The organism is Pseudarthrobacter sp. SSS035, from assembly GCF_023273875.1.
Classification (GTDB): Bacteria; Actinomycetota; Actinomycetes; order Actinomycetales; family Micrococcaceae; genus Arthrobacter.
The window spans coordinates 4599974-4626179 of the sequence record NZ_CP096882.1; the positions used below are offsets into that span (position 1 = coordinate 4599974).

Consider the following 26206-nt stretch of genomic DNA (forward strand, 5'->3'; position numbering starts at 1 on the left):
CTTGACCCATTCCTTGTCGTTCTTCAGTTGCCTAGTCCACGTCCCGCCGTTTCAGGGTCAGTTCGTCTACGTCTGAAATGTAGACAAACTCACCGTTCACCGCGGTGCCCCCGCCGATGGCCAAGACAGTTGCGCTGTCCTTTACTGCACAGTCGATCGAACCCCTCATAAAGGGCAGCAGGGCGTCGATGACACTCCATTCGCCAGTTTTGGGATCCAGGACCTCGGTCGTGGCTCTGCCTTGAACGAAGGATCCGTCTTCGGCCCAGACCGCGCCGCCGACCACGGCAATCAGCTCCTGGCCGCCTACCGTCACCTTTACCGCACAAGGCAGCCAGCGGGACTCGTTCATTGGAGCCATGACGGTCCAGGTATCAGTCGCCGGCTCGTAGCGTTCAGCTGTTGCCAGCGATGCAAAGGAGGCGTCGCCCCCGCCGCCAACGGCGTAAAGATACTTTCCAGCCGCAACGAGACGGAAGCCCTCACGTGGTTCTGGCATTGGGGCTACGGAGCGCCAGGCGTTTGCTGCGGCGTCATATGCGAGAACACTGTCAGTGACGTGCCAAGTGAAGGGAGCGTCCTCTATAAAACCGCCAGCAACGTACAGGGTTCCGTTTAGGGACGCAGCTCCCGCGGTGTCACGTGGTTGCGGTAGCGGCGCCATGGCCTCCCATTTCCCTGTCGCGGGCTGGTACCTGTCCACTTCTGTTGTGGATCCACCAGAAAAGTCGTTCTCCCCGTAGACGCCTCCGATGGCGTAGACAAGCCCTCCTGCTTCGGCGACTGACAGATTCCCACGCCCTACAGGGAGGGGAGCGATGGTCGTCCAATTACCTGGACCCCCCAGTTTCCGGGTTTCAACGCTGTCGAACTTCAGGCCCTCAACCGATCGGCCTCCCACCGCATATACGACCCCACGCGCTGTGGCGACCCCATGCCCTGCCCTGGCAAGCCCGAGCGGGGGCCGGGTTACCCACTGTGTAGTGGCGTCAACGGGCGGTGCCTGAGCGCCGGCCACAGGGCCTGACAGAACAGTGGTGAGAACAATGCTGACAACGCCAAGAACACCGAAAATTATCTTTCTCGGACTTTGAGCCTTGGGGGCGGATACGGGGTATTTCATGATTTGCTCCTAGGATTCGCATATGCCCCCAAACGTATCCCCAGGCTTTAGTTCTAGCCCTCCAAGTGGGCAACAAGCAAGACGAATTCAAATCGAATTCGCGACATGAAAAACAAAGGGGGAGCGATGACTTCCAGTCCCCACGAAGTGGCAATCCATGAGGATTGACGCCTAAAGCGGGGGCTTCTGGGTCATTACGGCGTGGGCAGGTGACCGGGCAAGCGCCGACGCGGTCTCGACAAAACCCTCGCGGCTCTCGCAGCCAGCCGAGTCCCTGCTTCTGAACGGTCGATATCTGACATAACACACAAATCGATGCTTGCTCGTCTGGACCGCTAGACCTACGCGAGTTTCCCTCCAGCATGTCAACGGCAACTTAGAAATGACCCGTGGCGGCATCTTGGTTTGCCCCCTGGCGGCAGGTGAGTGACCGGTCGCGGCAAGTATTTTTGGACAGGGTCAGGCGCCCCGGGCGTGCCGGGTTGCGGGGCGCCTGACCAAGTTCCGGGGTTAGCTCATGGGCGGGTTCCTTTCCCGTTTTGGGCTTGCATGAGGCGGACGGACTCGCCGCTGGTTTGGCAGAGGTGGGCGTGGTGGAGGAGCCGGTCCACGGTCGCGGTGGCGATGGTCTTAGGCATGAGTTCATCGAACCCGGATAATGAACAGTAGAAGAGGTGCCATGACACTGGAAACAACGATCGAGAGCCCCGCCGCCGTGGGTGCCATCATCCGTGCCCGGCGCACAGCCCGCGGGCTGTCCCAGCAAACCCTTGCCGACATGGCCGGAGTGTCACGGAAGTTCCTCATCGATCTCGAAGCCGGCCACGACCGCGCCGAACTCGGCAAAACCCTAGCCGTCCTAGCCGCCCTCGGCCTGACCCTGGCCGCCACAGATCCCATCCCTCACGGAAGCGACTTCGACCCTGCACGGCGCGACTACGCCACAACGTTTACCCGGCTTATCGCCGAACGGGATTTTGAGTTCGCCATCAAAATGCTCGCCGACTACGCCACCGCATCCCTCGCCGCCGGCAAACCGCTGCTCCAGCGCAGCCCCCGCCTCAAGGACCCGCACTGGTCAGCAGCCCTAGCCGGAATCACCAACTACACCGCACACCGCCTCGGCCAGCCAGCGCCATCCTGGACGCGACGGATCAAGCCCCTCGACGCGGCATGGATGCCTGCAGAGTCCTACCGCACCATCCGAACACCCATGAAGGAACTCACCCGCAACGAGACCCCGCCGGAACTCGCCGCGTTGAACGTCTTCATCCGCGAACGTAGCCTGGCCACCGCATGACCGGCGGAGAACTCACCGCCGCACAAATCCGGGCACTCCTCCATGAACACGGCAGGCGCCTGCAGGCCGCCGGCGCTCATGGCGGGGGTCATCGCTGGTGATCCGGGTCTGGTCGTGGCCGGCGACGGTCCGTTGCGGCGCGGGCACACTGCGTGCACCAATGGTTCGAGCGGTCGGCCTCAGGCGGTGAGGTCGCGGCGCCGGAGCAGGTAGGCGGCGATCCCTGCCCCGGCGAGGGCAATAGCCGACATGGTCAGGGCAGCTGCGGGGTCGAAGTCCTCGACCGGCATCGCCGCGGAGTGCCGGAACGGGCTCAGATCCTGCAGCCAGGCAGGCAGGCGCAGCAGTTCACCGAACTGACCCAGGACCAGGCCACCGGCCAACATGCCCCAGCCCAATGGAATACTCAACCTGGGCACCGCTGCGAAGAGGACAGCCGTTGCCGCGACGAACACGGCGGCGGCCGGGACGTGCGCCAAGGCGGCAGCCACCAGCAGGCCCGGCGGGCCGTTCACGCCGGAGAGGGTGAGGCCGGCGGTTGCCGCGGTCCCAGCGATGACGGCCACAACCGCCACCGAGACCGCGGCGAGTACCAGGTTCGCGCCAAGCCACCGTGCCCGCGAGCGGGGCGTGGCCAGGAGAAATTCGGCCCGGCCCTCGGCTTCCTCTGCGCGGAGGCGCAGCACCGCCTGGATACCGGCGGCCGCGGTCAGGACACCGGCGATGCCCAGCAGGGCAGCGGTGAAAACATCGATGATCTCCGCCCTGCTGCCAGGGACGAGCCGGAGGATCAGCTCCCGGAGCGATTCATTGCCGCCAATCACGTCCGAGACCACGGGCCCGAGCCCTCCGGCGATCCCTCCCAGCAGGGCTGCGAAAAGGCACCAGCCGATCAGGGTGGGCCGCTGTTGGCGCCAAGCCAAGCCCAGGAACGAGCCACCCCCGGCGCCGGCACGTTCCCTGCCGGCACGTTCGGGCAGCAGGCTGGCGCCCAGATCCCGGCGGCTTCTGATCGCGAATACGGTCACGGCCAGGGCGGCGGCCGCCGCCGTCAAGAACAGCAGCGGCACGGGATCGGCGGCCGAGAAGGGGCGGGAGCGTTGGCCCCACGCGATGGGCGAGAGCAGCGAAACCCATCCGCTGGTGACGTGAGTCAGATCGGCGCTGGGGGTGCCGAACGCATCGCCGATACCGCGAAGGAAATATGCTGCACCGACCAGAGCCGCGGCCGCGCCGTTGGCGGCCCGCCCTGAGGGCATGACCTGTGCTATGGCCGCGGAGGCGGCCACGAAAAAGGCTCCGACAGCGCCGACGGCGGCCCCGGCCGTGACTGCCCCGGGTCCGGGCAGCCCGGCGGCGGCGAAACCGGCGGCCACGCACAGAGCCAGCACCAGATTCGCGGCCGCCCCCAGGACCAGGGTTGCTGCCAGTGGCGCGGCCCGCGGGATGGGCGCGGAGCCGATGAGCTCCGCGCGTCCGAGCTCTTCATCGGTACGGGTATGCCGGATGACCAGAAACGTGCTCATCAGTCCGGCGAGCACTGCGGTGAAGGCATAGCCCTGGAAGAACACCACCGCTCCGATACCGGTCCCGTCGGGCAGGCCGCGGACGAACAGGAACGCCGGGCTTAGCGCCGCGACGCTGATGATTGCAGCCCTGTCGGCCTCGTCCGCGAATTCCGTGGCCACCGCACCTGCCACGGCGAATCCCAGAAAGGCGATGCCCAGGATCCAGACGGGCAGGATGATCCGGTCCCTGCGGGCCTGGACCAGCACCAGGGCCACGATGCCGGACATCAGAGCACCTGGCCGGTGGAATCGCTGTAATGGCTCAGGAACAGGGACTCCAACGATGGCGGGGAAACGCTCAGACCGCTGATCCCGGCCGCCGCGACCGCTTCCAACACAGATGCCAGGTCGGCTGCGTCCACGTCAAACTCGACAACGTCCCCGTCGGTCAGGACGCCCTGCACCCAGGGCAGGGCTGCCAGCAGGCCAGCAGCAGCCCCCTCGATGCGGAAATGGGTGAGCTTCAGATGCCTCAGCTCAGCCAGGGTCCCCGATTCCACGGCCCGGCCGGAACGGATGATCGTCACCCGGCCGCACAGCTCCTCGACTTCGCTGAGGATATGGCTGGAGAGCAGAACCGTGGCACCGTCAGCGCTGACGCGCTGGACCTGCCGGCGGAACACCGAATCCATCACCGGGTCCAGGCCGGCACTGGGCTCATCGAACAGATAGAGCCGGGCCGGGCGGGCGAACGCCGCGATGAGTGCCACCTTCTGCCGGTTGCCCTTCGAATACGTCCGGGCCTTGCGCCGCGGATCAAACTCAAACTCATCGATCAATTCCCCGCGCAGCCGCTCCTCGGAGCCGCCGCGCAGTCCGGTGAGCAGGTCAATGACTTCCCCGCCGGACAGGTTCGGCCAAAGGCTCACGTCCCCGGGAACATAAGCGACGTCCCGGTGGGCGCGGACCGGGTCCCGCCACGGATCCAGTCCGAACACACGCGCCGTTCCCGAGGTCGGGCGGATGAGCCCGAGGAGCACCCGCAGGGTTGTTGATTTGCCGGCCCCGTTGGGGCCAAGGAATCCGTGGACCTCGCCCGGGGCCACACGCAGATCAAGGCCGTCCAAAGCGCGGGTCCCGCCGAAAGTCTTCACGAGCCGTGTGGCGTCAATGACCGGATCTGCTGCTGATGTCATGGTGGGTTCCGTTCCCTCGGTCCAGCGACAACGACCGAGGCGGCTCGCCACGGCGCTCCGCGGGCACACTAACCCGCGGGCCGACCAGGCTTCCCGGCTCTCCGATCCACAGCCTACGTCCGGTACAACCCGCAGGGAAGAGCCCCCGGTAACCGCCCGTCAGGGCTGTGTGTTGAGCCTTTGGATGAACTCGTCCGCCTGGGCCGGGTTCCGGGCCATCTTGGGCCCTGGACCCTGAGTACGTGATCATTGATATGCACGCCTCCCACCTCTGGGACGCTTCCACGATCGCGGCTCTGGACGCGATCACCGAGAAGTACCGCCACCACGGCATAGACGTGAAAATCATCGGCCTCAACGATGCCAGCGTCCTCATGCGCGAACGCCTCGGAGGGAAACTCGGCGCCGGCCACTGATCCCGCGGCTACCTTAACTTGGAGGGTCCCCTGCCGCACAGCCGGCAGGGGACCCTCCACACGTGTGGACCGGATCAGGTCACCCGTGTCGGTCTTCTTCGTAAACGTCCGGGATGCCGTCCCGGTCGGTGTCGATGGCTTCTTTCGCCTCCACGGCACGGTACTGACGGTTCCGGGCGCCCAACACTGCCGCCGCCAGGAGGGCGGCCAGCAGCGACGCGGCGAGGATCCCCACCTTAGCGTAGTCATCATGGGCGCTGCTTTGCCCGAAGCTCAGCTCCGCCACGAGGAGCGAAACCGTGAAGTCGATCCCGGCCAAAAGGGACACCCCGAACACATCAATCCACTTCAAGGACCGGTCCAGGGAAGCTCTGGTGGCCTTGGTGAGGAGCCAAGTGGTGCCCATGATCCCGACTGGTTTGCCCAGCACCAAAGCCACGATGACGCCGATAGCTACGGGGTCAGTCACGGCCGAGATCACACCGTACAACGACTCTGGGACGAAGCGCTCCGCAAAGCATTTCCACACCTACGCAGAACACCACGTGAACTCGAACGGGCAGTTGAGGGCGTCTACCACCTCCGGAACCGGGTTGCCCACCTGGAACCCATCATCAACAGCAACGTCCGAGCCCAACTGGTCAACATGCGAACCGTCATCGGCTCCATCGACCCACAGCTACTCTCCTGGTTCACCAGCACCGAACGCATCAGCACATCACTCACTACGCGCCCGGGACTGCCCCCGTTTTTGTTGACTCCTTGACCTGATATGAAGGGGGATTTCAATGCCTCGGCACCGGACGAGCTGCGGCTGACGGGCATCACCGAACACTCAACCGCAGAGGGCAAGCACTACCTCTGCGCGGTGAAGGACGTGCACTCCGGCAGAACCGCCGGTTACTCGATGGATTCGCGGAAGAATTCCTCGCTGTGCGTCGCCGCCCTGGAGAACGCCATACGGGCACGCAAGCCGGCTGGGACAGCGGCGCACTCGGATCCAGGGTCCCAGGTCCGGTCCCGCCGGTTCGTCGAAGCGCTCCGTCACCACGGGCTCACGGGCTCGATGGGCAGGGCCGGTGCGTGCGCGGACAACGCCGCAATGGAATCGTTCTTCTCGCTGCTGCAGAGAACGTTCTGACCGTCAGCGCTGGCTCAACCGAAATGATCTCCGACTGGCCCTCACAACCTGGATCGAGAGAACCCATCCACCGCCGGCGACGGCAAAGACGGCTGGGCAAACTCAGCCCAGCGAATATGAAACAATCAACCGGACCGCGCTCACAGCGGCCTAAGACCCCGAGTCAACCAAAGCGGCTCTTCACGGTTAATGGGAAAATGGATCCTTGGAGTGAGCGTCATGCGGCCGTCCGGACACCACTTCTCAAGAGAAACTAGCCATAGCAGGCAAATGTGTGTAGCCACCCACACCATCTCAGCCTCGAAGAGGTTTCCGAACCCCTGGGCACTGGCTCCAAGGGCCGCAAACTCGCCTAAGGGTTACCACCATTTCCGTTGCGACTATTAGCGCTGGATAGAGATATCTAATCCGTCCTTGTAGGCGCTCGTAAAATTCCGGCATAAGTATCCCCACGCTTAATGCCTTATCACCACAGCAATCAAAAGAGTGGGTATGGCCGTCGTTGCGACTTGGAAGAACATGATGGGAAACATGATTCATGTGCCGATCGTTTCAAATTCCTCTGACACGAAATGCAGCTTGTCGTACTCTCCCCCTAATATCTGAATCATGACCTTCACCTACACGTCCGCGGACCTGGCTCAGATTGCCGCCAACATTCCAAACCAGGCCAGCGCCGCCGGCTTGGCAATCATTCCCGGGGTCGAAATCGTTCGGGAAACAGATGTGCAGATCGACCCGTTTGAAGCTGAAATCGGCGATGCCCTCCGAGTAGCAGTCCTGGCGAACGCTCCATTTATCACGGTGGAGACAGAAAAATTCTGGACGAGCAGGATAGGGAGCACCGAAGGTTACGAGGAACTGCCGCCCAAGGCCGAACGCCTGCTCAAGGCAGCCGAGATCCACAATGACTCGCTGATGTCGGTGACAGTCAAATGGGTAGCCAGCGGACTCGTGTATGAATGGACGGCTCAGACCGAATGGATTGCTCCGTTGCTGACGGAAATCGATGAAGCGGTACAAACTGCGCAAAATGAGGACGACGCCGTAGAGGACGCACGCACAGAAGTGCACTACGCCAAACTACGGGCCGCGGTAGATGCGCTGGTCGAGTCGCCCAGGTACCGCCGGGAGCAGGTAAACAAACGTCGTCACATCGCCCCCGGCATCCTCGCCGAAGCCGGCCTGGGCGAGATCAATGACGTGCTGCTTACTCACCAGGTCATGCCCGACGCCAACCGGATCGTGAACGCCAAGGCCATGGAGTTTGAGGGAGACTTCCGCGCCCGGAAGCGCGAATTGGCCGCCGAGCTATCGAACGTCCCCGACTTCTACCTGCAGAACACCAAGGGTGGCAAAAAGCTAGTCGCCATCGATTTTCTTACCGAGAAGGCTGACGGCTATAGGTTCCTCAACAGTAATTTCGCGGCGGAACTTAGCGACGCGGCGTCCCTGCCTCGAAACATCCGCCGGCTCTAGCCGTGATCAAGATTTCGAGCCCCTAGGAACTCGGCCGCCGCTTACCGGCCCCAGAGCATCGACGGCGCTATCAACTCAGGTATGGCGCACGCTCATCCTGCAGAGAATCGGCAACAGATTCACAGGGCCAGCTATGCCGACCCCACCGCCGTCAGGACCACCATCGTCACCGGGACGGCTTGAACTAAGGCTTCTCCCCCGACCGAGGTTCTGCGCCGTCACAGCGGACTCACTGACGAATGGTCAGTGGCTGGACCGTGACACAGAGGCGAGCCCTGGCACCTTGACCTGTATCCTTCCGGCATGACAAACATTGCAGAAGCCCAGTTCGAAGTTGCCCCCTACCCCAGATCTGAACAAGTGACGCTTAACCGGCCCGAGGGATACACCCATGATCAAGCAATCCTTTGGAGGGAAGCTCGCGAGCAGGCGGAGAAACAGCTTGCCGAAGGTGAATACGTTCAGTCCGAGGTTGCCATCTCTGGTGAGTCGGTAGGAGAAAGAATGAGGTGGACGGCACTGTTCCAGATCGAGTTGGAGGAAGAAAGCGAAGACACGGCCTAATTTCGGATCCCGGTGCGATTTCCGTTAGGTCGGCCGTGGAACCCTGACCAAGCCCACCCCTGCGCATAGGCCGGCAAGCCTCGGCGGCCATTCGCGGACCGGCCGCCTTCCTAGTCCGCAACAGGCCGGCGATCACTCGCTGGGCCTAAGATCGGAGAATGCAGATAGCGCCGCTGACACCGGACCCAATAATCGTTATTACAGATACGACTGAGCTGCATAATTCTTACCCGTTAGCCGACACGCGGTGGGTGTTGTTGGCCAAGGAGATCAGCGCTGGAGTAGTGCAATGGGTTGTTCCGGAAGTTGTTGTCCGGGAAACCGTGCGCCATCAGGCCGCAGCCTGGGAGAGGGCGCAGAAAGAGACTCTTCCCGGTATCCAGCGGGCTGAACGAGCGTTGAAGCAGATCGGCATAAGGGTTTCCGTCGACACCGACACTCTCACGGAAGCGACCAAGATCGCCGCAGACTACGAGAGCTACCTGCGGGCGCGCATCGCTGAAATCGGCGGCGAAGTTGCCGCGTTGCCAACCATCGAACACGAGAGGCTACTTGCATGGGACCTGGCCAACCGAAAACCGTTTAGGACCGAAGGGAAGGGCTACAGAGATGCCCTCATTTGGGCCACGGTCCTCGAATACGTGACAGCAGCCGAAGCGGACAATTGCGTCATTTTTGTCTCCAACAACACAAGCGATTTCGTCGACAAGGGCGGTATCCACGCCGATCTCCTTGGTGACACGGCGCAGCTTCAGTCTGCAGCTGAGCTCAGGCACTCGCCGGGGCTGACGGCCGCCTTCACACTCGCAAGGGAACTCAGAAGCGTTGAGCCGGGGCCCGAGCCCGCGGAGCCAACAGTAAATCTTGAGGAAATCCTGTTGACCGCGTTGGATGAGCAATGTTCGGAGCTGACCGGTTCAGACTTCGAAGAGCACACCCAGGACGGAGACGTTTATGGCCCAGACTGGGTCCCGTCCGAGGTGCAGAACCCGAGCGTTTACCTACTCGAGCCAGATGCTGCTTCCATGACCTGGGATGTGGTGGAGACCTTTGCCGAGGGGACGCAGTTGATCAACGTAACGGCGGACGCGGCGCTTACTGTGGACGGTTACATGGAAAAAGGGGACTTCTATCGCACCGAGTGGAATATTGAAGATGACATATATGCGTTGACGGCGGATCACAATGACCACTACGCCTGGGTCGCAACTGACGGCTACGCGCGAATTACATTCAGCATTCTGCTGTCACCCGGAGACGGAGCCGTGAACCACACTGAACTCGTCTCGTTCGAGACGGGCGCCAGCACTCTCAGTTGAGACAACGCGGGCGCCCGCACCGATCGCTAGCCCCGTCCGAATAATGACCCAATTGCGGCAGTTGCCATGACTAGATTGCCAGAGTCGCCGCTGCACTCAATCGCAGACCAGGCGAAATCCTGGGTTGGTAGAGCCCCATGGAGCACGTGGCTAGACTGACTTCAACGCTGAGAGAACCATTGAACCGTTGCTACGACCCCTGAACTCCGCCACGTCACAATGGCTCACTTTTCGACCGTCACCGACAATCCGGATTGGGATTCGTCGCCGTTGAGATTCTCGTTGGTGCCAGGTCGGTGGCGGATAGCTTGATCGCGGTTTCGATGCCGACGAATTCTGTTCCCGTTGCGGTGAGTTTGGATCCGCGGCCGAGCACGATGAAAGAATGGTCAGGCTGTTGGATGATGATTCTGTTGCCGGGCCTGGAAATCTCGGCAGCAGAGTCCTTCAAGTCGGAAGTGCCCGCTGCGACTCCCACGACGAGGTCGAAGCCATCGTCCATGTGAAGTCATGCGGGTATGCCGCCACGCAGAGGTCTCATTTCTAGAAGCAACTACAGAGGCGGGTGGTTCGTTCAGATGCGAGACTTGGGATGGACGCCCTAGAGACGCCCTAGATAGGTGCCGTTCGGGAGGTATGCCGTCGTTCAGACCTCAGATCGCTTGATGAGCTCACTAACAGCCTCGGAGAGCGCACCAACATCTTCGACTAGAGTCCTGGAGAACTCTTTCGGATCCGAGGCTTCGTTGACCTGGAAGTTCCGCGTGCGGGCGATTATTTCCTGCACCCGTGAAAGGTGTCCACTGAGTTCGCTCATGGAGTCCACTATAGAGCTCCTCGCAGCCTCCTCTCGCACTGCGCTCGGCGGGGACGGGGATCTCACGACCCCGGTTTCGACGTAGCCGCAGTGGACGCCCTTTTGCGTAGGTATTCGAAGTTGATCTCCCGACGTTGTTCCCGGGGATTGCTGTCACCGACCAGCCGCTGATTTGCTCGGGCTCGGTTAGCCTATGGCGTTGATACCCAAGGCAATGACCGTGTTCAGGGCATCAACGACCCCTTGCACGGTTCCCGTGGCGGCTCGCTCCAAAAGCTCCTGCCCCAAGGCCTTCACAACAGAGCGCTGCGGTGCAGGTGACTCTATTTCGTCTTCAAGCCGCCCGGACTCTTCCCTCGATTTTCCAACACTGTGGAGTCTGACGCAGGAGCAGATGAACAGCTACCATAAGATCGCCATGAGCCAGGCGGATCAGAGCTTCAAGGCCTGCCAGGTGGCAATGGGCGTAGGACTGCTTCTGATTGTGGGGTTTGGCGTAGCCGCGGTTATACAGACTGATCCCGTTGCAGCCGCCGCTGCCGGCGCGATAAGCGTCGTAAGCGACGCTGTTAGTGCGTATATCAGTGCAACCTACATGAAGGCATACACCCAGGCCACGGCTCAAATGCGGCAGTTCTTCATTCAACCGGCAGATTTCACCCGACTGCTGGGGACCGAGCGTCTGATTGGGCTCGTTACTGACGACGACCATAAGAAGGAGGCGGTCAAGATTTTCCTCCAGTCCATGTCGTTTGCTTCGCCATTCACTCCTGCCGAGTTGGGCAAAGGCGTCCAAAAGGCAATCGGAGACGGCAAAGTGTAGGACTGATTTGCTACCGAGCTCCTCGCTCCGTGTTTCACATAATTCGAAGTGGGGCGATTATTGCAGCGCGATTAAATAGCCAATCGGGACTGCCCCGGCTTTCGTTGACTCGGGGTCTTAGGCCGCTGTGATTGCGGTCCGGTTGATTGTTTCATATTCGATTGGCGTGAGTTTTTGTTAACGCCAACCGACCCGGGTCAGGTCCTTCCCCTGCCGGGACCACAACGAGGCCCCGATATCGTCACGGATTCCGACCGCCCGGTAGCCGTCCCATTTGGGCTCAAAGAGGAGCGTCCCGGGCAGGGCACTGTTCCGGGGCATCTTCGTGACGGCCCGGGCCAGTGCGACTTTCACCGGCGGGACAAGCCCCGCCGGGAGCCCGGTCCCGACCGGCGGCTTAGGTGCCATCGTCGAGGCCCTCGAGTGCCTCGACCTCAGCCTCGTCCAGTAACTGGGCTGTACTGGTCCCGGTGGTGCGGGCGAGGTCATCGAGGGCGATGAACCGGGCACGCGCCAGGACAATGACCAGCTCTGCCAGGTACTCGGGTCCGTTGCGTTGCGCGAGGTCGTCCAGGATGGTGTGCATGCGTCCGGTTAGCTCGGTGGGTCCTTCGGATTCTTCGGCTGCAATGCGCGTGAGCGTCAGCGCGGCCAGCGTCGGATTGTCGTAGATGAGTCCCATGGCCCCACGCTACGCACGCCGGGCGCAGTTGTCAGTGACAGCACCTGCAGGCACAGGCGGATACGGGGTGGGCAAGCTCAGAGGCCTCCAGCCGATCAGCCGCGGCGGAGGTTGGGGGATCCGGGTGGGCGGCCGCGGGTCCGTCCGTTCCGCCAGCCGGGAAGGAGCGTGTTCAGCTGTGTTTCTTTGTCCTGGTCCAGTTCGCTGCGCCGGTATTTCATGCGTTGGATGTGCAGCCACATGCCCAGGAGTCGTTCTTCTTCGGTGTCTGTCTTCTTGTGGCGTGGCCAGTCGTTCCCGACGGCCATGTAGGCGGTGAGCTCTTGTAGGCGTTGGTTCCAACGGGATTCGTCTTTGGACGTGCGGGTCCTCAGTTCCCAGCCGGGGATTTCCTGCAGGCCGTCGCTGTAGGTGGGGGAGAGGGTGCCCCGGTCGTGGTCCTGGCGTCGTCTGAGGAGCCATGTCGCCAGGGCCCGTTCCCGTGCGGCGGACGAAGACGATGAGGGAAGCCGGTCTTCGGCTTTGTACAGGGCGAGGGTGTCGTCCAGGTTCCGCAGCCCTTCCGCGGTGATGCGGGTGACCGGCGGTGGGCGGGTGGCGTTGCGGTGGTCGTCCCGGATAGAGGGTTCCGTGGCGGCGGCGATGGCCACGTGGTAGCGGACGGTGTTTTGGCCGACACCTGCGGCGGCGGCGATTCGTGTGGTGGTGAGGCCTTGCCGGTACATCTGCACCCACTCTGGGTGTGGCGCTGTCCTGTGTTCGGGCATACTGGTCAGCTGTCCGTGCGGATGGCGAGCAGCTTGGCGCCTTCGGGGATGGCGCCCTCAAGTGCGGCCTTGGCGTTGTCGTAAGTGTCGCCCTGGGCCGTGATGTGGTCGGTGCTGCCGTCGGCCATTTGGATTGTTCCGGTGAGTTCCACCGGATCAGCCTAGTTGGCTCTCCCAGGTTCCGGGGTTTAAGGCCCGAAGCTCTCCAGTGCCCGCAGCAGCGGGGGAGTGGACCCGCCCAGGGCGTCCACGGGACGCCGCCCGCCCAAGTGGATGGACGGTGTGATCATCCAGGCGCCGAAGTAGTTGTGGGCGATTTTCAGTTCCAATGCCCTGGCGAACAGCGCCAGTACCGTGGGGTGCAGCTGCCCGTCGTCACGGAACTGGTAACCGGGGCAAAATGTTCCGTCTTCAATGAAGACCCGGACGAGCTGGCGCATGACCAACTCGGGATCCGCCGTCTCGGCCGATAGTTTCGCCCGTACCCGGTCCAGGGTAGGCAGGGTGAATTCGTTCCGGATTTCTTCCCACACCGCCGGCGGGATCGGCCCGTGGCTCATCAGGAGACCCGGTTCTTAGGCTGCGTCATCGATGGAGGACAGGACCCACTGCTCTGTCATGGGCCGGCGACGGATTTCCATGGTCCGCAGCGGCGAGGCACTGTTGATCCTCACCTGGACCCGCCACACGGTTACGTCCACCACGGCCGCGCCGGCCGGGGCCCGATGCTGGGTTTCCCACCAGGACTCCCGTTCGAACCAGCGCACGGGATCCGTGGCTACGGCCCACACGTGCCCGTCATGCCGGATGGCCAGGGGAGTTCCATCGAGGGTGAACCGAACGTCTACAGGGGCCGCCAGGGCTGTCTCACTTTGTACTGCCGTCACGTTTCGTTCTCTCTCCCAAAGTTCTGTTCAACGCCGCTTTTCGTGTCACTGCCGAAGCCCACACCCACGTCGAGCGCTGCACCGGGCCGTCCTGCCAGGACACCTGTACGGCTTTGGGTGTCCAGGAATGGGCCAATCCGTCCACGAGTTCGGCGCAGTCCTGGAAGCGGATCCAGGCCTGCACCGGAATCCCGTGCACGTCGGTCTTGGAGGGCATATTCGCGAAATCCAGTTCTTCTGCGGTCAGCCCAATCGGCTGCGCACGCCGGGCGTACCTGGCCTGGAGCCGCTTGAGCTGATCCCGGTCCATTACCACACCTTTTAGAACTGAATTACTAGCGACACTCGGAAGCTACGAATGTATGTTCGAATACTACTCCGCTTCAGTGTGAGGGGAGGGTCTGACAAACGGGGTCTACGCTGGCGCTCCGACCCCGGGAATGGCCGGCCCCGCTGCAGTCTCCTTTACGTCGATGGGCCTTGGAGGCCCCTCAGGGTGGCGGCCATGCTGCGCACGGCCGCGGGGTCCTCCTCCCACGAGCTGCCATCACGCGTGCAGGCCCGAAAGGTGGACACTCCGGCCAGGTCAGCAGCTGCACGCAGTTCCATCCATGCCTGCTCCAGCTCCAATGCCTGGTCAGGCGTCAACGGCTGACGCTCCGTCAGAGCGGTCAGAGCAGGGGAGGGCGCCTGCCGGCCGCGAAGAAAACGTAAAAGCCTCACGTCCGGGTTTCTCCTTCTCATAAAAGTGTCCCGCCAGGTGGGGGGACCAGGCGGGACTGCCCCACCGTAGCAGCGGACCCTGGCAACTTTCAGGGCGCCCGGGTCTCCGCTGCGCTCCAACCAGTCAGCGGGCGTCCGCTGCGCGGCCGGCTGTTGGGTCCAGTGCCGGCTCCGCAGAGCTCCGCCGTCTCTGGCCCTTTGGTGTCTACGACGTTTTTTGGCTGCTGTCCTTCGGATTGTACGTGTCCGCTCCAGCCCGTCTAGCCCCTCCGTTCCTCCGGGTCCTGCACCCCGGGAAAGTCTCCTCCGGCGCTCCTGCGTCGCTGATTTCCTCCGAAGATTTCCCGGGCCTTGCCCTGCGGGTAGACAGGCCTCCGTCGGCCACAGCTACGCAAGCTTCGCCAGCAGCCAAAAAACAACGGGGGAACAGGGGAGCTGGCCGGTCACCATTGGTCGCCCCACCCACCGAATCCTCTGCAAAGGACAAACAACCATGAGCACAGTTTCCACACAGGCTGTCACCACGGCGGACACCGCCGAGACCATTCCCGCCGCCGTCGTGCTGGGCGATTACCACATGAACGACGGTTGGGACTGGATGGACCTGATCGGTCAGCACGGCTGGGCACCGGTGAACGTCTGGGGGTGCGACGGCTGGGACGTGGGCCAGTGGCCCTACGTCATCGTCGCCGCGACCCGCGCCACGGACAACACCGGGGAATTGTTCGGAGTCGCCAGCTACTGCGAGGGCGATGTGAAGACCACCTATTACCGGACCCAGGCCCGGCAGTGGGACGCGATCACCGAAGAGGCGTTCGAGTCGTGGAAGTGCGGACAGGCCACCGGACCGGCAGACCTGCCACTGGCGGCGGCCGAGCTGCCGAGTCGATACCGGACCCCCTACGCCCCGGCCTTCGCCTAACCACCCCTGAGTTTGCTGCGCCCCGACACCACGGGGCGCAGCGCCCCACCACTTCCAAGGAGCCACACCATGAGCAACGACACCACACCCAAAGGCATCATCGCCCTGATTTACCGCGACAGCCTGGGCATTGACTTCTCCAACCGGGGAATCTCCGCCCAGGTCACGGAAGTGACCGTTATCGGTCCCGGCCTTGACCCGATATTCCCCGCGTCCGAGGAACGGCCCGCCGTCCGGATCGTCACCCGCGAATCGTTTGGCGGCGGCATCACTGTCCATGCCGTACCCGTCACGGCCGAGGGGGAACCGGCCCCGTGGTACATGTTCGGCGGGACGTTCATTTTCAGCAGTGACTCACGCTTCCGGGAAGCCGCAGGCCACTATGGAGCGTTGCCGCTGCACGACCGCCAAGAATAAGAAGCGCGGTGGCCGGGCCAGATGGTCCGGTCACCGCTGGCGGTCCGCCGTCGTGGACGGCCCGGGTGCCTGGTTATGGGCGGCGGACCGCCGTTAGCGCCCCGGCCAGGAAGTGGTTCAGTGCCGCCGGCGGCCGACGGCACCGGGATCCACGCCGTGCTTTCTAGGGTGTGGTTCAGGGACGGCTCGCCAGGGCTCACCATAATGGGCGTCCGCTGCGCGGCCGGCTGTTGGGTCCAGTGCCGGCTCCGCAGAGCTCCGCCGTCTCTGGCCCTTTGGTGTCTACGACGTTTTTTGGCTGCTGTCCTTCGGATTGTACGTGTCCGCTCCAGCCCGTCTAGCCCCTCCGTTCCTCCGGGTCCTGCGCCCCGGGAAAGTCTTCTCCGGCGCTCCTGCGTCGCTGATTTCCTCCGAAGATTTCCCGGGCCTTGCCCTGCGGGTAGACAGGCCTCCGTCGGCCACAGCTACGCAAGCTTCGCCAGCAGCCAAAAAACAACGGGGGGAACAGGGGAGCTGGCCGGTCACCTAAGCCGCCCCACCCGCCGAATCCTCTGCAAAGGACAAACAACCATGACTGAAAAGCTCAACCTCTCCGGTCCCGCTGACCTGCTGGCCACCATCGCCCACCTGCTGGGCCGGACTCCCACGGAGTCCTTCGTGATCCTCACCGCCCGGGGCGGTGCCCTCGGCGCGACCGTCCGCATTGACGCACCGGCCTACATTGAGCCGATGAATTACGCCCAAACGCTCACCAGCTACGCGGCAAACGACGAGGAAGCCACCGGATCCTATGTCGTGGTCTACAGCGACGAGGACCTTGATAACTACCCCTACGCCGCCCACGTGGCCGCGCTGGTGAACGAGCTGGCCACGGCCCGGATGCCCGTGCGCAATGTCTGGCTGGTGACCTCCACCTACTGGACCGAGTTCGGGGCCGACGTTCAGAACTCACTCGATGAGATCCGCGACAGCAACGCGAACGCCACGCTGGTTTACAACGGCAGCGCCAAGGACGTGGACGTTTACAACCCGGCACTGTTGGGAACCTGGGCGCTGAGCGTTCAGGCCCCGGCAGGCAGCGAGGAAGACCGCGCCGCCGCCTGCACCGCATGGGCCGCAGCGCTGGACAGCCCCGAAACCCCCGACACGAAAACCGTGCGGGAGCTCGCGGGAGCGTTCCAGCACAAGATGATCCGCGACTACCTGTTCCGCGAAACCATCACCACCCAGAACGGAAACTTTGGGGACGTGATGCTGGGCAAGTTCGACGGCCGACCTGACTGGGAACGCGTGGACCGGGCCGAAGCCCTCGCGTTCGAGCTGATGAAAGCAGTACCCCCGGGACAGCGCGCACCCATGCTGACCCTGATGGGCTGGCTGGAGTGGCTCAAAGGCCACGGCACCCAAGCTGACCGGTACCTGAAGCTCGCCGCCTCCGACGTCGAAGACTTCCGGCTGGCCGTCCTGCTCCGCGAACTGATCGGCCGCGGATACATCGCAGACGTAGCCCGCGACTCCACAACGTCCTACCGCCGCAAGATCATCTAGGCCAGAGCATAAGGGGGCCGGAACGGATCACCGGTCCGGTCCGGCCCCCTTTTGCCGGTGGCGGGGCGGCCTCCCCCGCTGGCGCTCCTCCGGCCGCCATGGCACGCTCGCGCGGGCGCAGCCAGTCACCAGCAAACGCGCAGAAACCCCGACTACAGTGAAAGGTGGAACCACCGCCACGACCAGGGGAGCACGCAATCATGGCCACCGGATACATTCGGACCGAAGCCGACCAGCCGGTCCCCGACACCAGCCCCGCCGAAGAAGTAGCCGAGCTGCTGCTGCTCACCGCCGGCAAACCGACCGGCCCGGTCACCATCTCCTGGGAACAGGAACCCGGTACCATCTAAAGACACTGCAGCGATGGCGCTGCACCCCAAGATTTCCTTGCAGAGGAAAAACGGCAGAGGCCGGCACCCCACCAGGTGCCGGCCTCTCCGCTCTTAAGGCGCCCCTGGGTCCCGGCGCACCCGGGCAGTGCCGGCGTCTGTTGAGTGCAGGCTCGCAGGGCTCGCCCTGGTCTCCGCTGCGCTGCAACTAAGAGAAGGGCCGTCCGCTGCGCTCCCGCCTGCTCCGGTCCAGGCCCGGGCGTCGCCGAGCTCCGCCGGTCCAGGCCCTGTTCGCTACGTCTTCGACGTTTTTTGGTTGCTGTCCTCCGGATTCTAGGCGTCCGCTCCACCCCGTCTAGCCCCTCCTTCGTCGGGGCCTGCGGCCCGGGAACTTCCCCAACGCGCTCCTTCGTCGCTTATTCCGCCGGAGAATTTCCCGCGCCTTGCCCTGCGGGTAGACAGGGCTCCGTCGGCCACCGAGCAAGCGAGCTTGCCAGCAACCAAAAAACAACGGGGGGAGAAGGGCAGCAGCTGGCACAGTTCCACAGCCCCCTCACCCATCCTCTGCAAAGGACCTGAACCATGAACATCACCGATGACCGTATGGCCCGCGCCGCCCTGACCCGCATCTTTGAACCCGGCGACCGGGTAGCCCTCGCGCTGGTGGGCAAGCACGGCGCAGTCTGGGCGCTCCGCATCGTCCTTGGTGCCCTGCCCGTTGTCCCGTTCTGGGACATCACTTGCGAGGAGCTCGAGGCAGCGGTGGCCCGTGGCGCAGGACGCCACACGGACCTTGACCCGCAGAAAGACCTGGACGAGATCGCGGCCCTTGGCGGCGGCTTCCTCATCCCCGGGGATGAGCACTGGCCCGCAGGTCTGGACGATCTGGAAGTGCCCCCGCTGGGACTTTGGTACCGGGGGAACCTCTCCGCAGGATTCCCCACCGCCGATAAATGCGCGGCACTGACCGGCTCCCGCGACTGCACCAGCTACGGCGCGGCCGCCACCGGGGACCTGGCCTACGGCCTCACCCAGCGCGGCATCACCGTAGTCTCAGGCCTCGCCTACGGCATCGACGCCCACGCCCACCGCGCCGCACTGGCAGGCAGCACGGTCGAGGCCATGCCGACCATCGCCGTGGTGTCCGGTGGCGTGGACCGGTTCTACCCGTCCGGGAACGCCGACCTTGGACGGTCCATCATCGCCAGTGGCCTGATGGTCTCGGAAATGCCCACCGTCACGGCCCCCACCCGGCACCGTTTCCTGCAGCGGAACCGCATCATCGCCGCCCTGTCCGGTGTGGTGTGTGTCGTGGAGGCCCGGTACCGCTCCGGTGCGCTGAACACCGCGCACCACGCCGAAACCATCGCCCGGCACGTGGCCGTGGTCCCGGGGTCCATCCACTCCGCGAACTCGGCAGGATGCCACCGCCTCGCCCGTGAAGGCAGCGCCACCCTGGTCACAGAGGTCAACGAACTGATGGAGCTGCTGACCAGCTAAACCCGGTGGTGGCCAGGCCTTCGCGGTCTGGTCACCGCTGGCGGTCCGCCGCTCACCGGCTCCCCTGGGAGGGCGGTCACCAGCGGCGGACCGCCGTAGCGCACCCCAGCATGCCACCGGTCTACCGCCGGCGGCCCACCACGGAACGTCGGGGGCCGCTACTACGGTGGAAAGCAGATCCCAGGTCGCAGGCGACCACCACCCTTTTGACCGTAGAAGAACGGGAACAGCATGACAACGAACTTTTGGGATGCCGACGGTGACTTCGACTACGAAGCCCATTACGAGGCAGGCCAGCTCGAGAAAGCTGCCACCGCGGCACAGAGCCTTGGTGCACCGGATCTCGCCCCCGCCATCCACTACTTCGCACTGAAGGACTTGCCGCGGTCCAGCTTCACGCCCGAGCTGCTTACGGCGCTGAAAACATGGCAGCGCCTGGTGAACGAGATCGAGAATGCTCCCGTCGTGCAGGACGTCAAGGACCTCAGGCGACAGGCAGAAGACACAGGACGCGCCATCGAAAACCTGACCGAGGCCACAACGGACTAAATCGCCGCGGCTGCCCGCCCAGGGCACCTGCAGTGCCGGGGCTCTGTTGAGTGCAGGCTCGCAGGGCTCGCCCTGGTCTCCGCTGCGCTGCAACTAAGAGAAGGGCCGTCCGCTGCGCTCCCGCCTGCTCCGGTCCAGGCCCGGGCGTCGCCGAGCTCCGCCGGTCCAGGCCCTGTTCGCTACGTCTTCGACGTTTTTTGGTTGCTGTCCTCCGGATTCTAGGCGTCCGCTCCACCCCGTCTAGCCCCTCCTTCGTCGGGGCCTGCGGCCCGGGAACTTCCCCAACGCGCTCCTTCGTCGCTTATTCCGCCGGAGAATTTCCCGCGCCTTGCCCTGCGGGTAGACAGGGCTCCGTCGGCCACCGAGCAAGCGAGCTTGCCAGCAACCAAAAAACAACGGGGGGAGAAGGGCAGCAGCTGGCACAGTTCCACAGCCCCCTCACCCGTGTCGATGAAACAAGGAGCACCACCACATGACTGCAATCGCAGAAAACCCCGCCGCCACGGCCCCGACGCTGGAATGGCTGGACCCGGCCACACTGACCGTGGACGTGAACGTGCGCAAGGACGCGGCCCTGACTCCTTCGTTCGTGGCCAGCATCAAGGAACACGGCGTGCTTGAACCCGTGATCGCCCACCGCAAGGACGACGGGACCGTGCACGTCCTGATGGGACAGCGCCGCACCCGCGCCGCCGTCGAAGCCGCCCGGCCCCTGATTCCGGTCATGGTGATGGACAGCCCCGGGGAAGCTGACCGGATCCTCACGCAGGTCGTGGAGAACATCCAGCGTTCCGAGCTGACGGAGGCGGACGAGGCCGACGCGTACCACCAGCTTTCCCTGATCGGGGTCTCAGCGGCACAGATCGCCAAGAAAACCGGGCGGACCAAGACGACCGTCGTGGACGCTCTGAAAGCCAAGTCCACGGACGCCGGGACCGCCGCCCTGGGCAAGGGCTGCACCATCGAGGAAGCCCTAATCGTGGCCGAGTTTGAAGGGGATCAGGTCGCGACCGAGGAACTGGAATCGGTCATTGCGGATGAACCGGACATGCTCCACCACGTGGCCCAGCAGTTGCGGGACCGCCGCGACCGCGCCGAAGCTCTCGCCGCGCTGATCGCGGAGATGGAAGCGGCAGGAAAGACCATCGTCGAAGATGCCGGTCACTACCAGGACGAGGAAAACCTCTACGTTTCGGCCGCACGCCGGGCAGACGGGGAGGAAGCGACCGACGAGGACGCCAACGCCTACGTGATCACCAGCGATTACCGGGGCGAGCACCACGCCAAGCCGGTCATCATCGGATGGCAGGAACTTGGCTTCACGGCCAAGCATGAACGCTACGACGGCAGCACCACGGCCCAGAAAGGGCCGATGACCGACGAGCAGAAAGCCGAACGCCGGACCCTGATGGAAAATAACAAGGCCATGCTTTCAGCCACGACGGTACGCCGTGAATGGGTGGCGGCGCTGTTGGCCAGGAAGAAGGCCCCCAAGGGCTGGCAGTACTTCACCGTCCACGCCATCACCCACCACCCCGAAACCGCCAGCGGCTACGAGGGCAAGGTGGCAACGGACATGCTGGGCGTGAAAGTCGAAGAATCCAACGCATGGGCGTGGGACCCGCTGCGGAACCACGTCGCCAAAACCACCACCCGCCCCGAGGTCTCCCTGATCGCGCTCATCTGCGCAGGATACGAAAAGACCATCGCCAAAGACTCATGGCGCTCACCGCACCAGAGCCACCGGGACTACCTCAACCAGCTCGTCACATGGGGATACACCGCATCCGAGGTTGAACAGATCATCATCGACAGCGGCAAGTAACCCGCACCGGGCATAGAAAAAGCGCGGACCCTAGATATTCGAAGTAACTAGGCTCCGCGCTTTCTTCTCCCCACATTCTACTGGGAAAAACCCAGACCGCCCGGGACGGGAACACGAGGACCGTAACCGTGAGAATCGCGGGCGGTCCGCCGCAACCGATGGCAGCATTTGCCCGTGGTCACCAGCGGCAGACCGCCGTTTCAACGCGACAGATAGGCGGCCATCCCTGGATACAGCGCAGCAGTCTGCCAGGGGAATGCAGCTCACCATCGAAGACCCCCGCCAGGTCACCAACCTCCGGCACGTCACCACGGGCAACCGGCGATCATGGACAGCCTCCACCCGCAGTGGTACTCAAAAACGAAAAGCTGCCATGGACGACACAGTGAACATCGGTGGTCACCAGGTGCCGGCTGCTACGGTCACGGGCATGGCCGGCATCCAGGGCGGCTCTATTCCGAGGACCACGAACGGCGCGGCTACACGCCTGTCAGTTGACGGCCCCACCATGGGTGCGAAAGCGGCAATGACACCAAAGAATTACGGCCAAAAGTACCTAGAATAGGCGGTGAAAGACCTATTCATTCAGTTGAATGATTGATAGAATAGAAGCAGCAAGTCAGACAGGCGAACGAAACTAATCTTGATACGAAACCAGGTACTGAAAATGACTTCCTCACCCACCGCTTACACGGTCTACACCAAACCTGAGTGCCCGAACTGCGACCGGACGAAGGACTACTTCGATGCCAAGGGCATCACCTACACGTCCGTGGATATCACCGAAGTCCCCGCCGCCCTGGAGTACATCACCGCAGAGCTCGGCTACTCCCAGGCGCCGGTCGTGGTGAACAACTCCGATGACCAGGACCACTGGTCAGGGCTTCGACGGGACCGGCTCGTGCAGGCCGGCATGAACTACAAGGCTGCGTGAGCGCCATGTCCGGCACCGTGGAGGGGGAGCGGTTCCAGCTCAGCCCCCGGTACCAATTCGGAGATGACGAATGGTTCGGCCTTGACGCCAACCCTGAAGGCAACATCAACGTCCCCCTCGTGGACCACTATCTCCCGTACCCGGAATGGACGGAGTATGAGGACCACGACGACACCCGGAATACCTCTCGAAAGGCACCCACCATCATGGCCGGAGAAACCACGATCACCGTCATCGGAAACCTGACCAACGATCCCGAACTGCGGTTCACGACAGTTTCCCGTGAGTTCGGGAAAACCGAAGGCACTCCGGTCGCGAACTTCACCATCGCTTCAACGCCCCGGACGTTCGATTCGGCGTCCAAGGAGTGGAAGGACGGGGACACTCTCTTCATACGCGCGTCGGCGTGGAGGGAGATGGCCGAGAACGTCGCTGCCTCCTTGACCAAGGGCTCCAGGGTCGTCGTCTCCGGGAGGCTCAAGCCCCGGACATATGAGACGAAAGCGGGGGAGAAGCGCACCGTGATCGAGCTCGAGGTCGACGAAATCGGGTTGTCTCTCCGCTACACGGCAGCCACACCCAACCGCCCGGCCACGCCGACGCCCACCAGCCAAAACGGACATCCCACGGACCAGGTCGCCACTGACCTTGGCGGCTACGCCGACGATGACCCGTGGTTTGGCAAGATCGCCAACCCTGCAGGCACTAGCCCTGTGTCGTGAGTTGAAAGCCCAGAATGCCGCTTCCCAAGAAGACAAAGTCCGTCTCGCCGTACTTCACTGAAGAGGACGCGGACCAGATCCGAGCCGCACTCAACGCTGTCGGCCACCTCGAAGGCTACGCCTCGATCACCGAACTCGTTGAAGCAGCCACCCTGCGGGAACTTCGGCGATTGCAGCGAAAGTACAATGACGGCCGGAAATGGGCAGGCATCCCGGCCGGGCAGGCCCGACCGGGCCGGCGAACCCGCGAGGAAATCAGACGCCGTGAAACAAAACGGGAAGGATCCGCGGGTTCAAGACTGAATAGCACCGAGGCCTAGCCTAAGCAGAACTCCACAAAAAAACTTAAGTGCCAGGATCCACGTGCCATTCGCGGCTGGACGCGCTTGCGCCCGTTGGACTCTGACATGCTCGGAGCCTACAGTCGTAGTTGATTCGGCGACACGTGCACCTATCGAGATTGCCCCTTGTCCTAATCTCCAATTAGATGTTCTCCATCATGCTTCCGAGATGCTTGACGAGTCCCTCGTATCAAGTTCCTTGATGTGTCTCCGCATAGCGGTCCGTACTATCGCGCGGGTTTGAGGATCCTCCAATAGATCCTGCCAACGTTTCCCAGGGCTGGTCGAGGCTCCGCGAAGCCAAGTATGGGCACCAATTGTTTCAGCGGCGATATCGGCGGAATCAGCAACTCGATCGTCGCACCATTCTTCAATGAGATCAGCCTCTTCGAATTGGGCTGCGGTGACGACTTGGTAGTCGAATGTGGGAACGATTACTCGGCTGTTGTGGTGCACCCAACGCTGGAGCAGCAGATTTACTCCTACCTGTGACATACACGCAATCCGGTTACTGCGATGCAACGCTTCAGCTTCCACTAAATATGGTTGCTGCAGATGCGCAGCAAAGTGACCGTTCTCCTTGCTCAGCTCCGGAAGAGGCATGAGTTTGTATCTCCCCTTCCACTCGCCGAAGGGGATCACGGAGGATGCGCGCACTTCAGCTACGAGCAGCCTAGGAGCTAGATTTACCCCATCCGTGCGCAGTGCGCACGGATGTTGTAGTACCAGCGCCGTTATTTGTGACCCGGTATCCCCGAAGCCGACTGGAACGTTTTCGAAGATGTCGCCAGTGAATGTCGGCCTCGCTTCAGAGACCTCGTCCCCCCGTGCCCGATACATAGAAGCCCAATCAGGTGCCTCCCGAGTTCCGGGCGCCTCGAGGTCTTTTGCAGACATTCAGTTTCAGCCTTTCGACCTAATGGACATTTGACCGTCTTCCCCGCGGAACGTCTCAAACGGTGATTCGTAAGTGGTTCGCCACGACGGGTCTAAGCGGGTCAGTGCTTCGTCCGGGTTCAGGTTCCCGCTCGCGTATTCAAGGACCAGGAATGTCTCGCCGGCAGCCCACATGTCTATGGGAGTGACGGGGATTCCTTCCGCGATGGGCATCTCGAACCAGGACTCGATATCTTGAATCCGGCCTTGCGAGGCAATCAAATCCTGAGCGGCCACGAGGCGGGCAAGTCTGTGGCGGTTCTCGCCTGAGGCTTTTTCACCTTTGCGCCACTTTTGGATGGCAGGAACACTCACCCCAATCATTCGAGCGATGTCTCGCCAGGCGAATCCTTGGTCGGCCAGAAGTTCTAGCAGCTCGCGCGCACCCAACACAGCTCGTTGGCTGGTTAGGATTACCCATTCATGGGTCAGGGCGCCCACGTGGGTTTCTCGGACGTCGTTGTTCAGAGTGGTTACCTTGGTGACAAGGTGGCGGGCCTGTTCAGTGATTTTCAGAGCTGAAATACGGGTCGGGATATCAATCTGCGGCAGGGCCACGCTAGGGGTCGCTGTCCCCGGGTCGACAGAGGAAGTCTGCTGCTGCCTTGAAGCTGAAATGACTCTGGTCATTTTCGAAACACCTCATTTCTCAAACGGTCTGTAATGCACTGCTCAAACATCTCACGGACAGGTGCATGCAGTGTCTCCCCGGTTTCCCTAATTAGGGACATTGAAAACACGGGGACCCCCGATTCGGGCACCCAAAAGCTGTCGAGGTCAAGCATGAAGAACTTGCCAGGGTAGGCGGGAGATTTCCTTCGTAGCTCTCCGTTGGGGTCCACAGCAAACCCTTCGCCTGTGGCATGCCTCATAACCAGCGAGCGGCCCTGTTCGGGACCGTAAACGGCGACGCCCTGCCACTGAGTTAAGGGAAGGTCTGGATCATTTTCGACGTGAGGTCCCAGAAGCGAAGGGATCAAGTATTCGCTCCACTCTGGGTCGTCAGTGTCGGGTATGCGAATCTCATCTATGTATCGCAGTCCGACTCTCTCAACTCCATCGATGGGAGACACTTCGTTTCGCGCGTTGCAAACTTTTAAGAGGAGCTCGCTGAAGTCATCCCAGCCTGGGTATTGGGTTGTCTCCACAATGGTCGAGCCCCTCAACAGGGACGCGGCGATAGTCGTCTGGCGGTCAAAGTATTTTGGGTACTCCTCCGTTTGAACTTGTGTCACGGGACCTGAGGGCCCAAACTCGATCGTCTGGGAGGCGAACTGCTGGGTGCGCATCACGGGCAGCTCGTTACTCAATAGGTCTTTGAAGAGTGTTCTCTGCCGAGGAGTCAGGGTCTCTGATTGAGGATGACGAAGCTCAAACGATACTGATACCAGGGGCGCACTCGGGTAAACCTCACGCTGATTCATGTCTTGATGATACT

At 62.6% G+C, this 26206-nt stretch carries 32 protein-coding genes and 3 pseudogenes; 19 read left to right on the plus strand and 16 right to left on the minus strand.

Translation table 11 applies throughout. The annotated features are described in order from the left end of the window. Positions 1–31 precede the first annotated feature (31 nt). Together MUN23_RS21320 and MUN23_RS21325 are read right to left on the minus strand one after the other, a co-directional pair. Complete coding sequence (locus MUN23_RS21320) at positions 32–1123, minus strand: kelch repeat-containing protein (RefSeq protein ID WP_248760991.1); 1092 nt, start codon at positions 1121–1123, stop codon at positions 32–34. A gap of 515 nt (positions 1124–1638) precedes the next feature. Then, complete coding sequence (locus tag MUN23_RS21325; protein ID WP_305886573.1) at positions 1639–1761, minus strand: ATP-binding protein; 123 nt, start codon at positions 1759–1761, stop codon at positions 1639–1641. A gap of 41 nt (positions 1762–1802) precedes the next feature. Here MUN23_RS21325 and MUN23_RS21330 point away from each other — a divergent pair, with 41 nt between their 5' ends. Beyond that, entirely contained in the window at positions 1803–2423 is a 621-nt protein-coding gene (locus MUN23_RS21330; protein ID WP_248760993.1) for a helix-turn-helix domain-containing protein, read from the plus strand. Positions 2424–2602: 179 nt separating this feature from the next. Here the strand turns inward: MUN23_RS21330 and MUN23_RS21335 are convergent, their stop codons facing one another. Then, on the minus strand, positions 2603–4219 hold the full coding sequence (locus tag MUN23_RS21335) for an ABC transporter permease (protein ID WP_248760994.1): 1617 nt from the start codon (positions 4217–4219) through the stop codon (positions 2603–2605). After that, entirely contained in the window at positions 4219–5127 is a 909-nt protein-coding gene (locus MUN23_RS21340) for an ABC transporter ATP-binding protein (protein ID WP_248760995.1), read from the minus strand. The genes MUN23_RS21335 and MUN23_RS21340 overlap by 1 nt, the downstream gene beginning before the upstream one ends. Before the next feature lie 221 nt (positions 5128–5348). On the opposite strand from MUN23_RS21340, the pseudogene MUN23_RS21345 reads away from it, so the two are divergent. Beyond that, a pseudogene (locus MUN23_RS21345) lies at positions 5349–5543 on the plus strand (STAS domain-containing protein); the annotation flags it as partial. A gap of 79 nt (positions 5544–5622) precedes the next feature. On the opposite strand, the pseudogene MUN23_RS21350 reads toward MUN23_RS21345, so the two are convergent. Continuing rightward, positions 5623–6027, minus strand: a pseudogene (locus tag MUN23_RS21350) (Na+/H+ antiporter NhaA); the annotation flags it as partial. A 297-nt stretch (positions 6028–6324) separates the two neighbouring features. Between MUN23_RS21350 and MUN23_RS21355 the strand changes: the two are divergent. The 4 genes and pseudogenes from MUN23_RS21355 to MUN23_RS21370 form a co-directional block, all read left to right on the plus strand. Further along, positions 6325–6838: pseudogene (locus tag MUN23_RS21355) on the plus strand (DDE-type integrase/transposase/recombinase); the annotation flags it as partial. 455 nt (positions 6839–7293) lie between these two features. Further along, positions 7294–8163, plus strand: coding sequence for a hypothetical protein (locus MUN23_RS21360; protein ID WP_248760996.1), 870 nt, complete (start codon positions 7294–7296; stop codon positions 8161–8163). A 303-nt stretch (positions 8164–8466) separates the two neighbouring features. After that, positions 8467–8727: a hypothetical protein gene (locus tag MUN23_RS21365; protein ID WP_248760997.1), complete on the plus strand. Its 261-nt coding sequence runs from the start codon at positions 8467–8469 to the stop codon at positions 8725–8727. A gap of 158 nt (positions 8728–8885) precedes the next feature. Further along, positions 8886–10046, plus strand: a complete 1161-nt coding sequence (locus MUN23_RS21370; RefSeq protein ID WP_248760998.1) for a PIN domain-containing protein — start codon at positions 8886–8888, stop codon at positions 10044–10046. A gap of 238 nt (positions 10047–10284) precedes the next feature. Here the strand turns inward: MUN23_RS21370 and MUN23_RS21375 are convergent, their stop codons facing one another. Both MUN23_RS21375 and MUN23_RS21380 read right to left on the minus strand, forming a co-directional pair. Then, complete coding sequence (locus MUN23_RS21375; RefSeq protein WP_248760999.1) at positions 10285–10548, minus strand: hypothetical protein; 264 nt, start codon at positions 10546–10548, stop codon at positions 10285–10287. 144 nt (positions 10549–10692) lie between these two features. Then, positions 10693–10863 (minus strand): hypothetical protein, encoded by a 171-nt coding sequence (locus MUN23_RS21380; protein ID WP_248761000.1) that lies wholly within the window; start codon positions 10861–10863, stop codon positions 10693–10695. A gap of 394 nt (positions 10864–11257) precedes the next feature. Here MUN23_RS21380 and MUN23_RS21385 point away from each other — a divergent pair, with 394 nt between their 5' ends. Further along, on the plus strand, positions 11258–11686 hold the full coding sequence (locus MUN23_RS21385; protein WP_248761001.1) for a hypothetical protein: 429 nt from the start codon (positions 11258–11260) through the stop codon (positions 11684–11686). A gap of 177 nt (positions 11687–11863) precedes the next feature. Here MUN23_RS21385 and MUN23_RS21390 read toward each other — a convergent pair whose 3' ends face one another. The 7 genes from MUN23_RS21390 to MUN23_RS21420 all read right to left on the minus strand — a co-directional run bounded on the left by MUN23_RS21390 (position 11864) and on the right by MUN23_RS21420 (position 14332). Then, on the minus strand, positions 11864–12094 hold the full coding sequence (locus MUN23_RS21390; protein ID WP_248761002.1) for a hypothetical protein: 231 nt from the start codon (positions 12092–12094) through the stop codon (positions 11864–11866). Further along, complete coding sequence (locus MUN23_RS21395; RefSeq protein WP_248761003.1) at positions 12084–12368, minus strand: hypothetical protein; 285 nt, start codon at positions 12366–12368, stop codon at positions 12084–12086. Before MUN23_RS21395 ends, MUN23_RS21390 begins: the two co-directional genes overlap by 11 nt. A 95-nt stretch (positions 12369–12463) precedes the next feature. Next, complete coding sequence (locus MUN23_RS21400) at positions 12464–13093, minus strand: helicase associated domain-containing protein (protein WP_248764167.1); 630 nt, start codon at positions 13091–13093, stop codon at positions 12464–12466. A gap of 47 nt (positions 13094–13140) precedes the next feature. Continuing rightward, complete coding sequence (locus MUN23_RS21405; RefSeq protein WP_248761004.1) at positions 13141–13287, minus strand: hypothetical protein; 147 nt, start codon at positions 13285–13287, stop codon at positions 13141–13143. 36 nt (positions 13288–13323) lie between these two features. After that, positions 13324–13695, minus strand: coding sequence for a hypothetical protein (locus MUN23_RS21410; protein ID WP_248761005.1), 372 nt, complete (start codon positions 13693–13695; stop codon positions 13324–13326). A gap of 15 nt (positions 13696–13710) precedes the next feature. Beyond that, positions 13711–14022: a hypothetical protein gene (locus MUN23_RS21415; RefSeq protein ID WP_248761006.1), complete on the minus strand. Its 312-nt coding sequence runs from the start codon at positions 14020–14022 to the stop codon at positions 13711–13713. Then, positions 14003–14332, minus strand: a complete 330-nt coding sequence (locus MUN23_RS21420; RefSeq protein WP_248761007.1) for a hypothetical protein — start codon at positions 14330–14332, stop codon at positions 14003–14005. Before MUN23_RS21420 ends, MUN23_RS21415 begins: the two co-directional genes overlap by 20 nt. Before the next feature lie 906 nt (positions 14333–15238). On the opposite strand from MUN23_RS21420, the gene MUN23_RS21425 reads away from it, so the two are divergent. From MUN23_RS21425 to MUN23_RS21480, 12 genes are all read left to right on the plus strand, one after another. Then, entirely contained in the window at positions 15239–15667 is a 429-nt protein-coding gene (locus MUN23_RS21425; protein WP_248761008.1) for a hypothetical protein, read from the plus strand. A gap of 69 nt (positions 15668–15736) precedes the next feature. Beyond that, positions 15737–16084, plus strand: coding sequence for a hypothetical protein (locus MUN23_RS21430; protein WP_248761009.1), 348 nt, complete (start codon positions 15737–15739; stop codon positions 16082–16084). A 570-nt stretch (positions 16085–16654) separates the two neighbouring features. Further along, complete coding sequence (locus tag MUN23_RS21435; protein WP_248761010.1) at positions 16655–17632, plus strand: DUF4192 family protein; 978 nt, start codon at positions 16655–16657, stop codon at positions 17630–17632. A 200-nt stretch (positions 17633–17832) separates the two neighbouring features. Further along, a complete protein-coding gene (locus tag MUN23_RS21440) occupies positions 17833–17982 on the plus strand; it encodes a hypothetical protein (protein ID WP_248761011.1) in 150 nt (49 codons plus the stop codon). A gap of 561 nt (positions 17983–18543) precedes the next feature. Next, the gene (dprA, locus tag MUN23_RS21445; protein ID WP_248761012.1) at positions 18544–19461 is read left to right on the plus strand and encodes a DNA-processing protein DprA; all 918 of its coding nucleotides are present in this window, start codon (positions 18544–18546) and stop codon (positions 19459–19461) included. A 231-nt stretch (positions 19462–19692) separates the two neighbouring features. After that, positions 19693–20010 (plus strand): hypothetical protein, encoded by a 318-nt coding sequence (locus tag MUN23_RS21450; RefSeq protein ID WP_248761013.1) that lies wholly within the window; start codon positions 19693–19695, stop codon positions 20008–20010. Between the two features lie 472 nt (positions 20011–20482). Further along, a complete protein-coding gene (locus tag MUN23_RS21455) occupies positions 20483–21835 on the plus strand; it encodes a ParB/RepB/Spo0J family partition protein (protein ID WP_248761015.1) in 1353 nt (450 codons plus the stop codon). A 256-nt stretch (positions 21836–22091) separates the two neighbouring features. Further along, positions 22092–22400 (plus strand): hypothetical protein, encoded by a 309-nt coding sequence (locus MUN23_RS21460; protein WP_248761016.1) that lies wholly within the window; start codon positions 22092–22094, stop codon positions 22398–22400. A gap of 102 nt (positions 22401–22502) precedes the next feature. Continuing rightward, complete coding sequence (locus tag MUN23_RS21465; RefSeq protein WP_248761017.1) at positions 22503–22769, plus strand: glutaredoxin family protein; 267 nt, start codon at positions 22503–22505, stop codon at positions 22767–22769. Between the two features lie 5 nt (positions 22770–22774). Further along, a complete protein-coding gene (locus MUN23_RS21470) occupies positions 22775–23491 on the plus strand; it encodes a single-stranded DNA-binding protein (RefSeq protein ID WP_371876049.1) in 717 nt (238 codons plus the stop codon). A gap of 14 nt (positions 23492–23505) precedes the next feature. Continuing rightward, positions 23506–23811 carry a hypothetical protein gene (locus MUN23_RS21475; protein WP_248761019.1) on the plus strand — a complete coding sequence of 102 codons (306 nt, stop codon included), beginning with the start codon at positions 23506–23508 and terminating at the stop codon, positions 23809–23811. A gap of 327 nt (positions 23812–24138) precedes the next feature. Then, positions 24139–24324, plus strand: a complete 186-nt coding sequence (locus MUN23_RS21480) for a hypothetical protein (RefSeq protein ID WP_248761020.1) — start codon at positions 24139–24141, stop codon at positions 24322–24324. A gap of 411 nt (positions 24325–24735) precedes the next feature. Here MUN23_RS21480 and MUN23_RS21485 read toward each other — a convergent pair whose 3' ends face one another. Continuing rightward, positions 24736–25398 (minus strand): helix-turn-helix transcriptional regulator, encoded by a 663-nt coding sequence (locus MUN23_RS21485; RefSeq protein ID WP_248761021.1) that lies wholly within the window; start codon positions 25396–25398, stop codon positions 24736–24738. Further along, positions 25395–26192: a TIGR04255 family protein gene (locus MUN23_RS21490; RefSeq protein WP_248761022.1), complete on the minus strand. Its 798-nt coding sequence runs from the start codon at positions 26190–26192 to the stop codon at positions 25395–25397. The genes MUN23_RS21485 and MUN23_RS21490 overlap by 4 nt, the downstream gene beginning before the upstream one ends. Between the last annotated feature and the right edge of the window lie 14 nt (positions 26193–26206).

Bases quoted from the DNA above. Each gene is read 5' to 3' on its own strand.
- MUN23_RS21440 (WP_248761011.1), top strand. From the start codon at position 17,833: ATGGCCACCGGATACATTCGGACCGAAGCCGACCAGCCGGTCCCCGAC.
- MUN23_RS21425 (WP_248761008.1), top strand. From the start codon at position 15,239: ATGAGCACAGTTTCCACACAGGCTGTCACCACGGCGGACACCGCCGAG.
- dprA (WP_248761012.1), top strand. From the start codon at position 18,544: ATGAACATCACCGATGACCGTATGGCCCGCGCCGCCCTGACCCGCATC.
- MUN23_RS21375 (WP_248760999.1), bottom strand. From the start codon at position 10,548: ATGGACGATGGCTTCGACCTCGTCGTGGGAGTCGCAGCGGGCACTTCC.
- MUN23_RS21450 (WP_248761013.1), top strand. From the start codon at position 19,693: ATGACAACGAACTTTTGGGATGCCGACGGTGACTTCGACTACGAAGCC.
- MUN23_RS21325 (WP_305886573.1), bottom strand. From the start codon at position 1,761: ATGCCTAAGACCATCGCCACCGCGACCGTGGACCGGCTCCTCCACCAC.
- MUN23_RS21370 (WP_248760998.1), top strand. From the start codon at position 8,886: ATGCAGATAGCGCCGCTGACACCGGACCCAATAATCGTTATTACAGAT.
- MUN23_RS21435 (WP_248761010.1), top strand. From the start codon at position 16,655: ATGACTGAAAAGCTCAACCTCTCCGGTCCCGCTGACCTGCTGGCCACC.
- MUN23_RS21460 (WP_248761016.1), top strand. From the start codon at position 22,092: ATGCAGCTCACCATCGAAGACCCCCGCCAGGTCACCAACCTCCGGCAC.
- MUN23_RS21430 (WP_248761009.1), top strand. From the start codon at position 15,737: ATGAGCAACGACACCACACCCAAAGGCATCATCGCCCTGATTTACCGC.
- MUN23_RS21455 (WP_248761015.1), top strand. From the start codon at position 20,483: ATGACTGCAATCGCAGAAAACCCCGCCGCCACGGCCCCGACGCTGGAA.
- MUN23_RS21410 (WP_248761005.1), bottom strand. From the start codon at position 13,695: ATGAGCCACGGGCCGATCCCGCCGGCGGTGTGGGAAGAAATCCGGAAC.
- MUN23_RS21490 (WP_248761022.1), bottom strand. From the start codon at position 26,192: ATGAATCAGCGTGAGGTTTACCCGAGTGCGCCCCTGGTATCAGTATCG.
- MUN23_RS21465 (WP_248761017.1), top strand. From the start codon at position 22,503: ATGACTTCCTCACCCACCGCTTACACGGTCTACACCAAACCTGAGTGC.
- MUN23_RS21485 (WP_248761021.1), bottom strand. From the start codon at position 25,398: ATGACCAGAGTCATTTCAGCTTCAAGGCAGCAGCAGACTTCCTCTGTC.
- MUN23_RS21385 (WP_248761001.1), top strand. From the start codon at position 11,258: ATGAACAGCTACCATAAGATCGCCATGAGCCAGGCGGATCAGAGCTTC.
- MUN23_RS21480 (WP_248761020.1), top strand. From the start codon at position 24,139: ATGGGCACCAATTGTTTCAGCGGCGATATCGGCGGAATCAGCAACTCG.
- MUN23_RS21380 (WP_248761000.1), bottom strand. From the start codon at position 10,863: ATGAGCGAACTCAGTGGACACCTTTCACGGGTGCAGGAAATAATCGCC.
- MUN23_RS21395 (WP_248761003.1), bottom strand. From the start codon at position 12,368: ATGGGACTCATCTACGACAATCCGACGCTGGCCGCGCTGACGCTCACG.
- MUN23_RS21330 (WP_248760993.1), top strand. From the start codon at position 1,803: ATGACACTGGAAACAACGATCGAGAGCCCCGCCGCCGTGGGTGCCATC.
- MUN23_RS21320 (WP_248760991.1), bottom strand. From the start codon at position 1,123: ATGAAATACCCCGTATCCGCCCCCAAGGCTCAAAGTCCGAGAAAGATA.
- MUN23_RS21475 (WP_248761019.1), top strand. From the start codon at position 23,506: ATGCCGCTTCCCAAGAAGACAAAGTCCGTCTCGCCGTACTTCACTGAA.
- MUN23_RS21390 (WP_248761002.1), bottom strand. From the start codon at position 12,094: ATGGCACCTAAGCCGCCGGTCGGGACCGGGCTCCCGGCGGGGCTTGTC.
- MUN23_RS21420 (WP_248761007.1), bottom strand. From the start codon at position 14,332: ATGGACCGGGATCAGCTCAAGCGGCTCCAGGCCAGGTACGCCCGGCGT.
- MUN23_RS21365 (WP_248760997.1), top strand. From the start codon at position 8,467: ATGACAAACATTGCAGAAGCCCAGTTCGAAGTTGCCCCCTACCCCAGA.
- MUN23_RS21360 (WP_248760996.1), top strand. From the start codon at position 7,294: ATGACCTTCACCTACACGTCCGCGGACCTGGCTCAGATTGCCGCCAAC.
- MUN23_RS21340 (WP_248760995.1), bottom strand. From the start codon at position 5,127: ATGACATCAGCAGCAGATCCGGTCATTGACGCCACACGGCTCGTGAAG.
- MUN23_RS21335 (WP_248760994.1), bottom strand. From the start codon at position 4,219: ATGTCCGGCATCGTGGCCCTGGTGCTGGTCCAGGCCCGCAGGGACCGG.
- MUN23_RS21470 (WP_371876049.1), top strand. From the start codon at position 22,775: ATGTCCGGCACCGTGGAGGGGGAGCGGTTCCAGCTCAGCCCCCGGTAC.
- MUN23_RS21400 (WP_248764167.1), bottom strand. From the start codon at position 13,093: ATGTACCGGCAAGGCCTCACCACCACACGAATCGCCGCCGCCGCAGGT.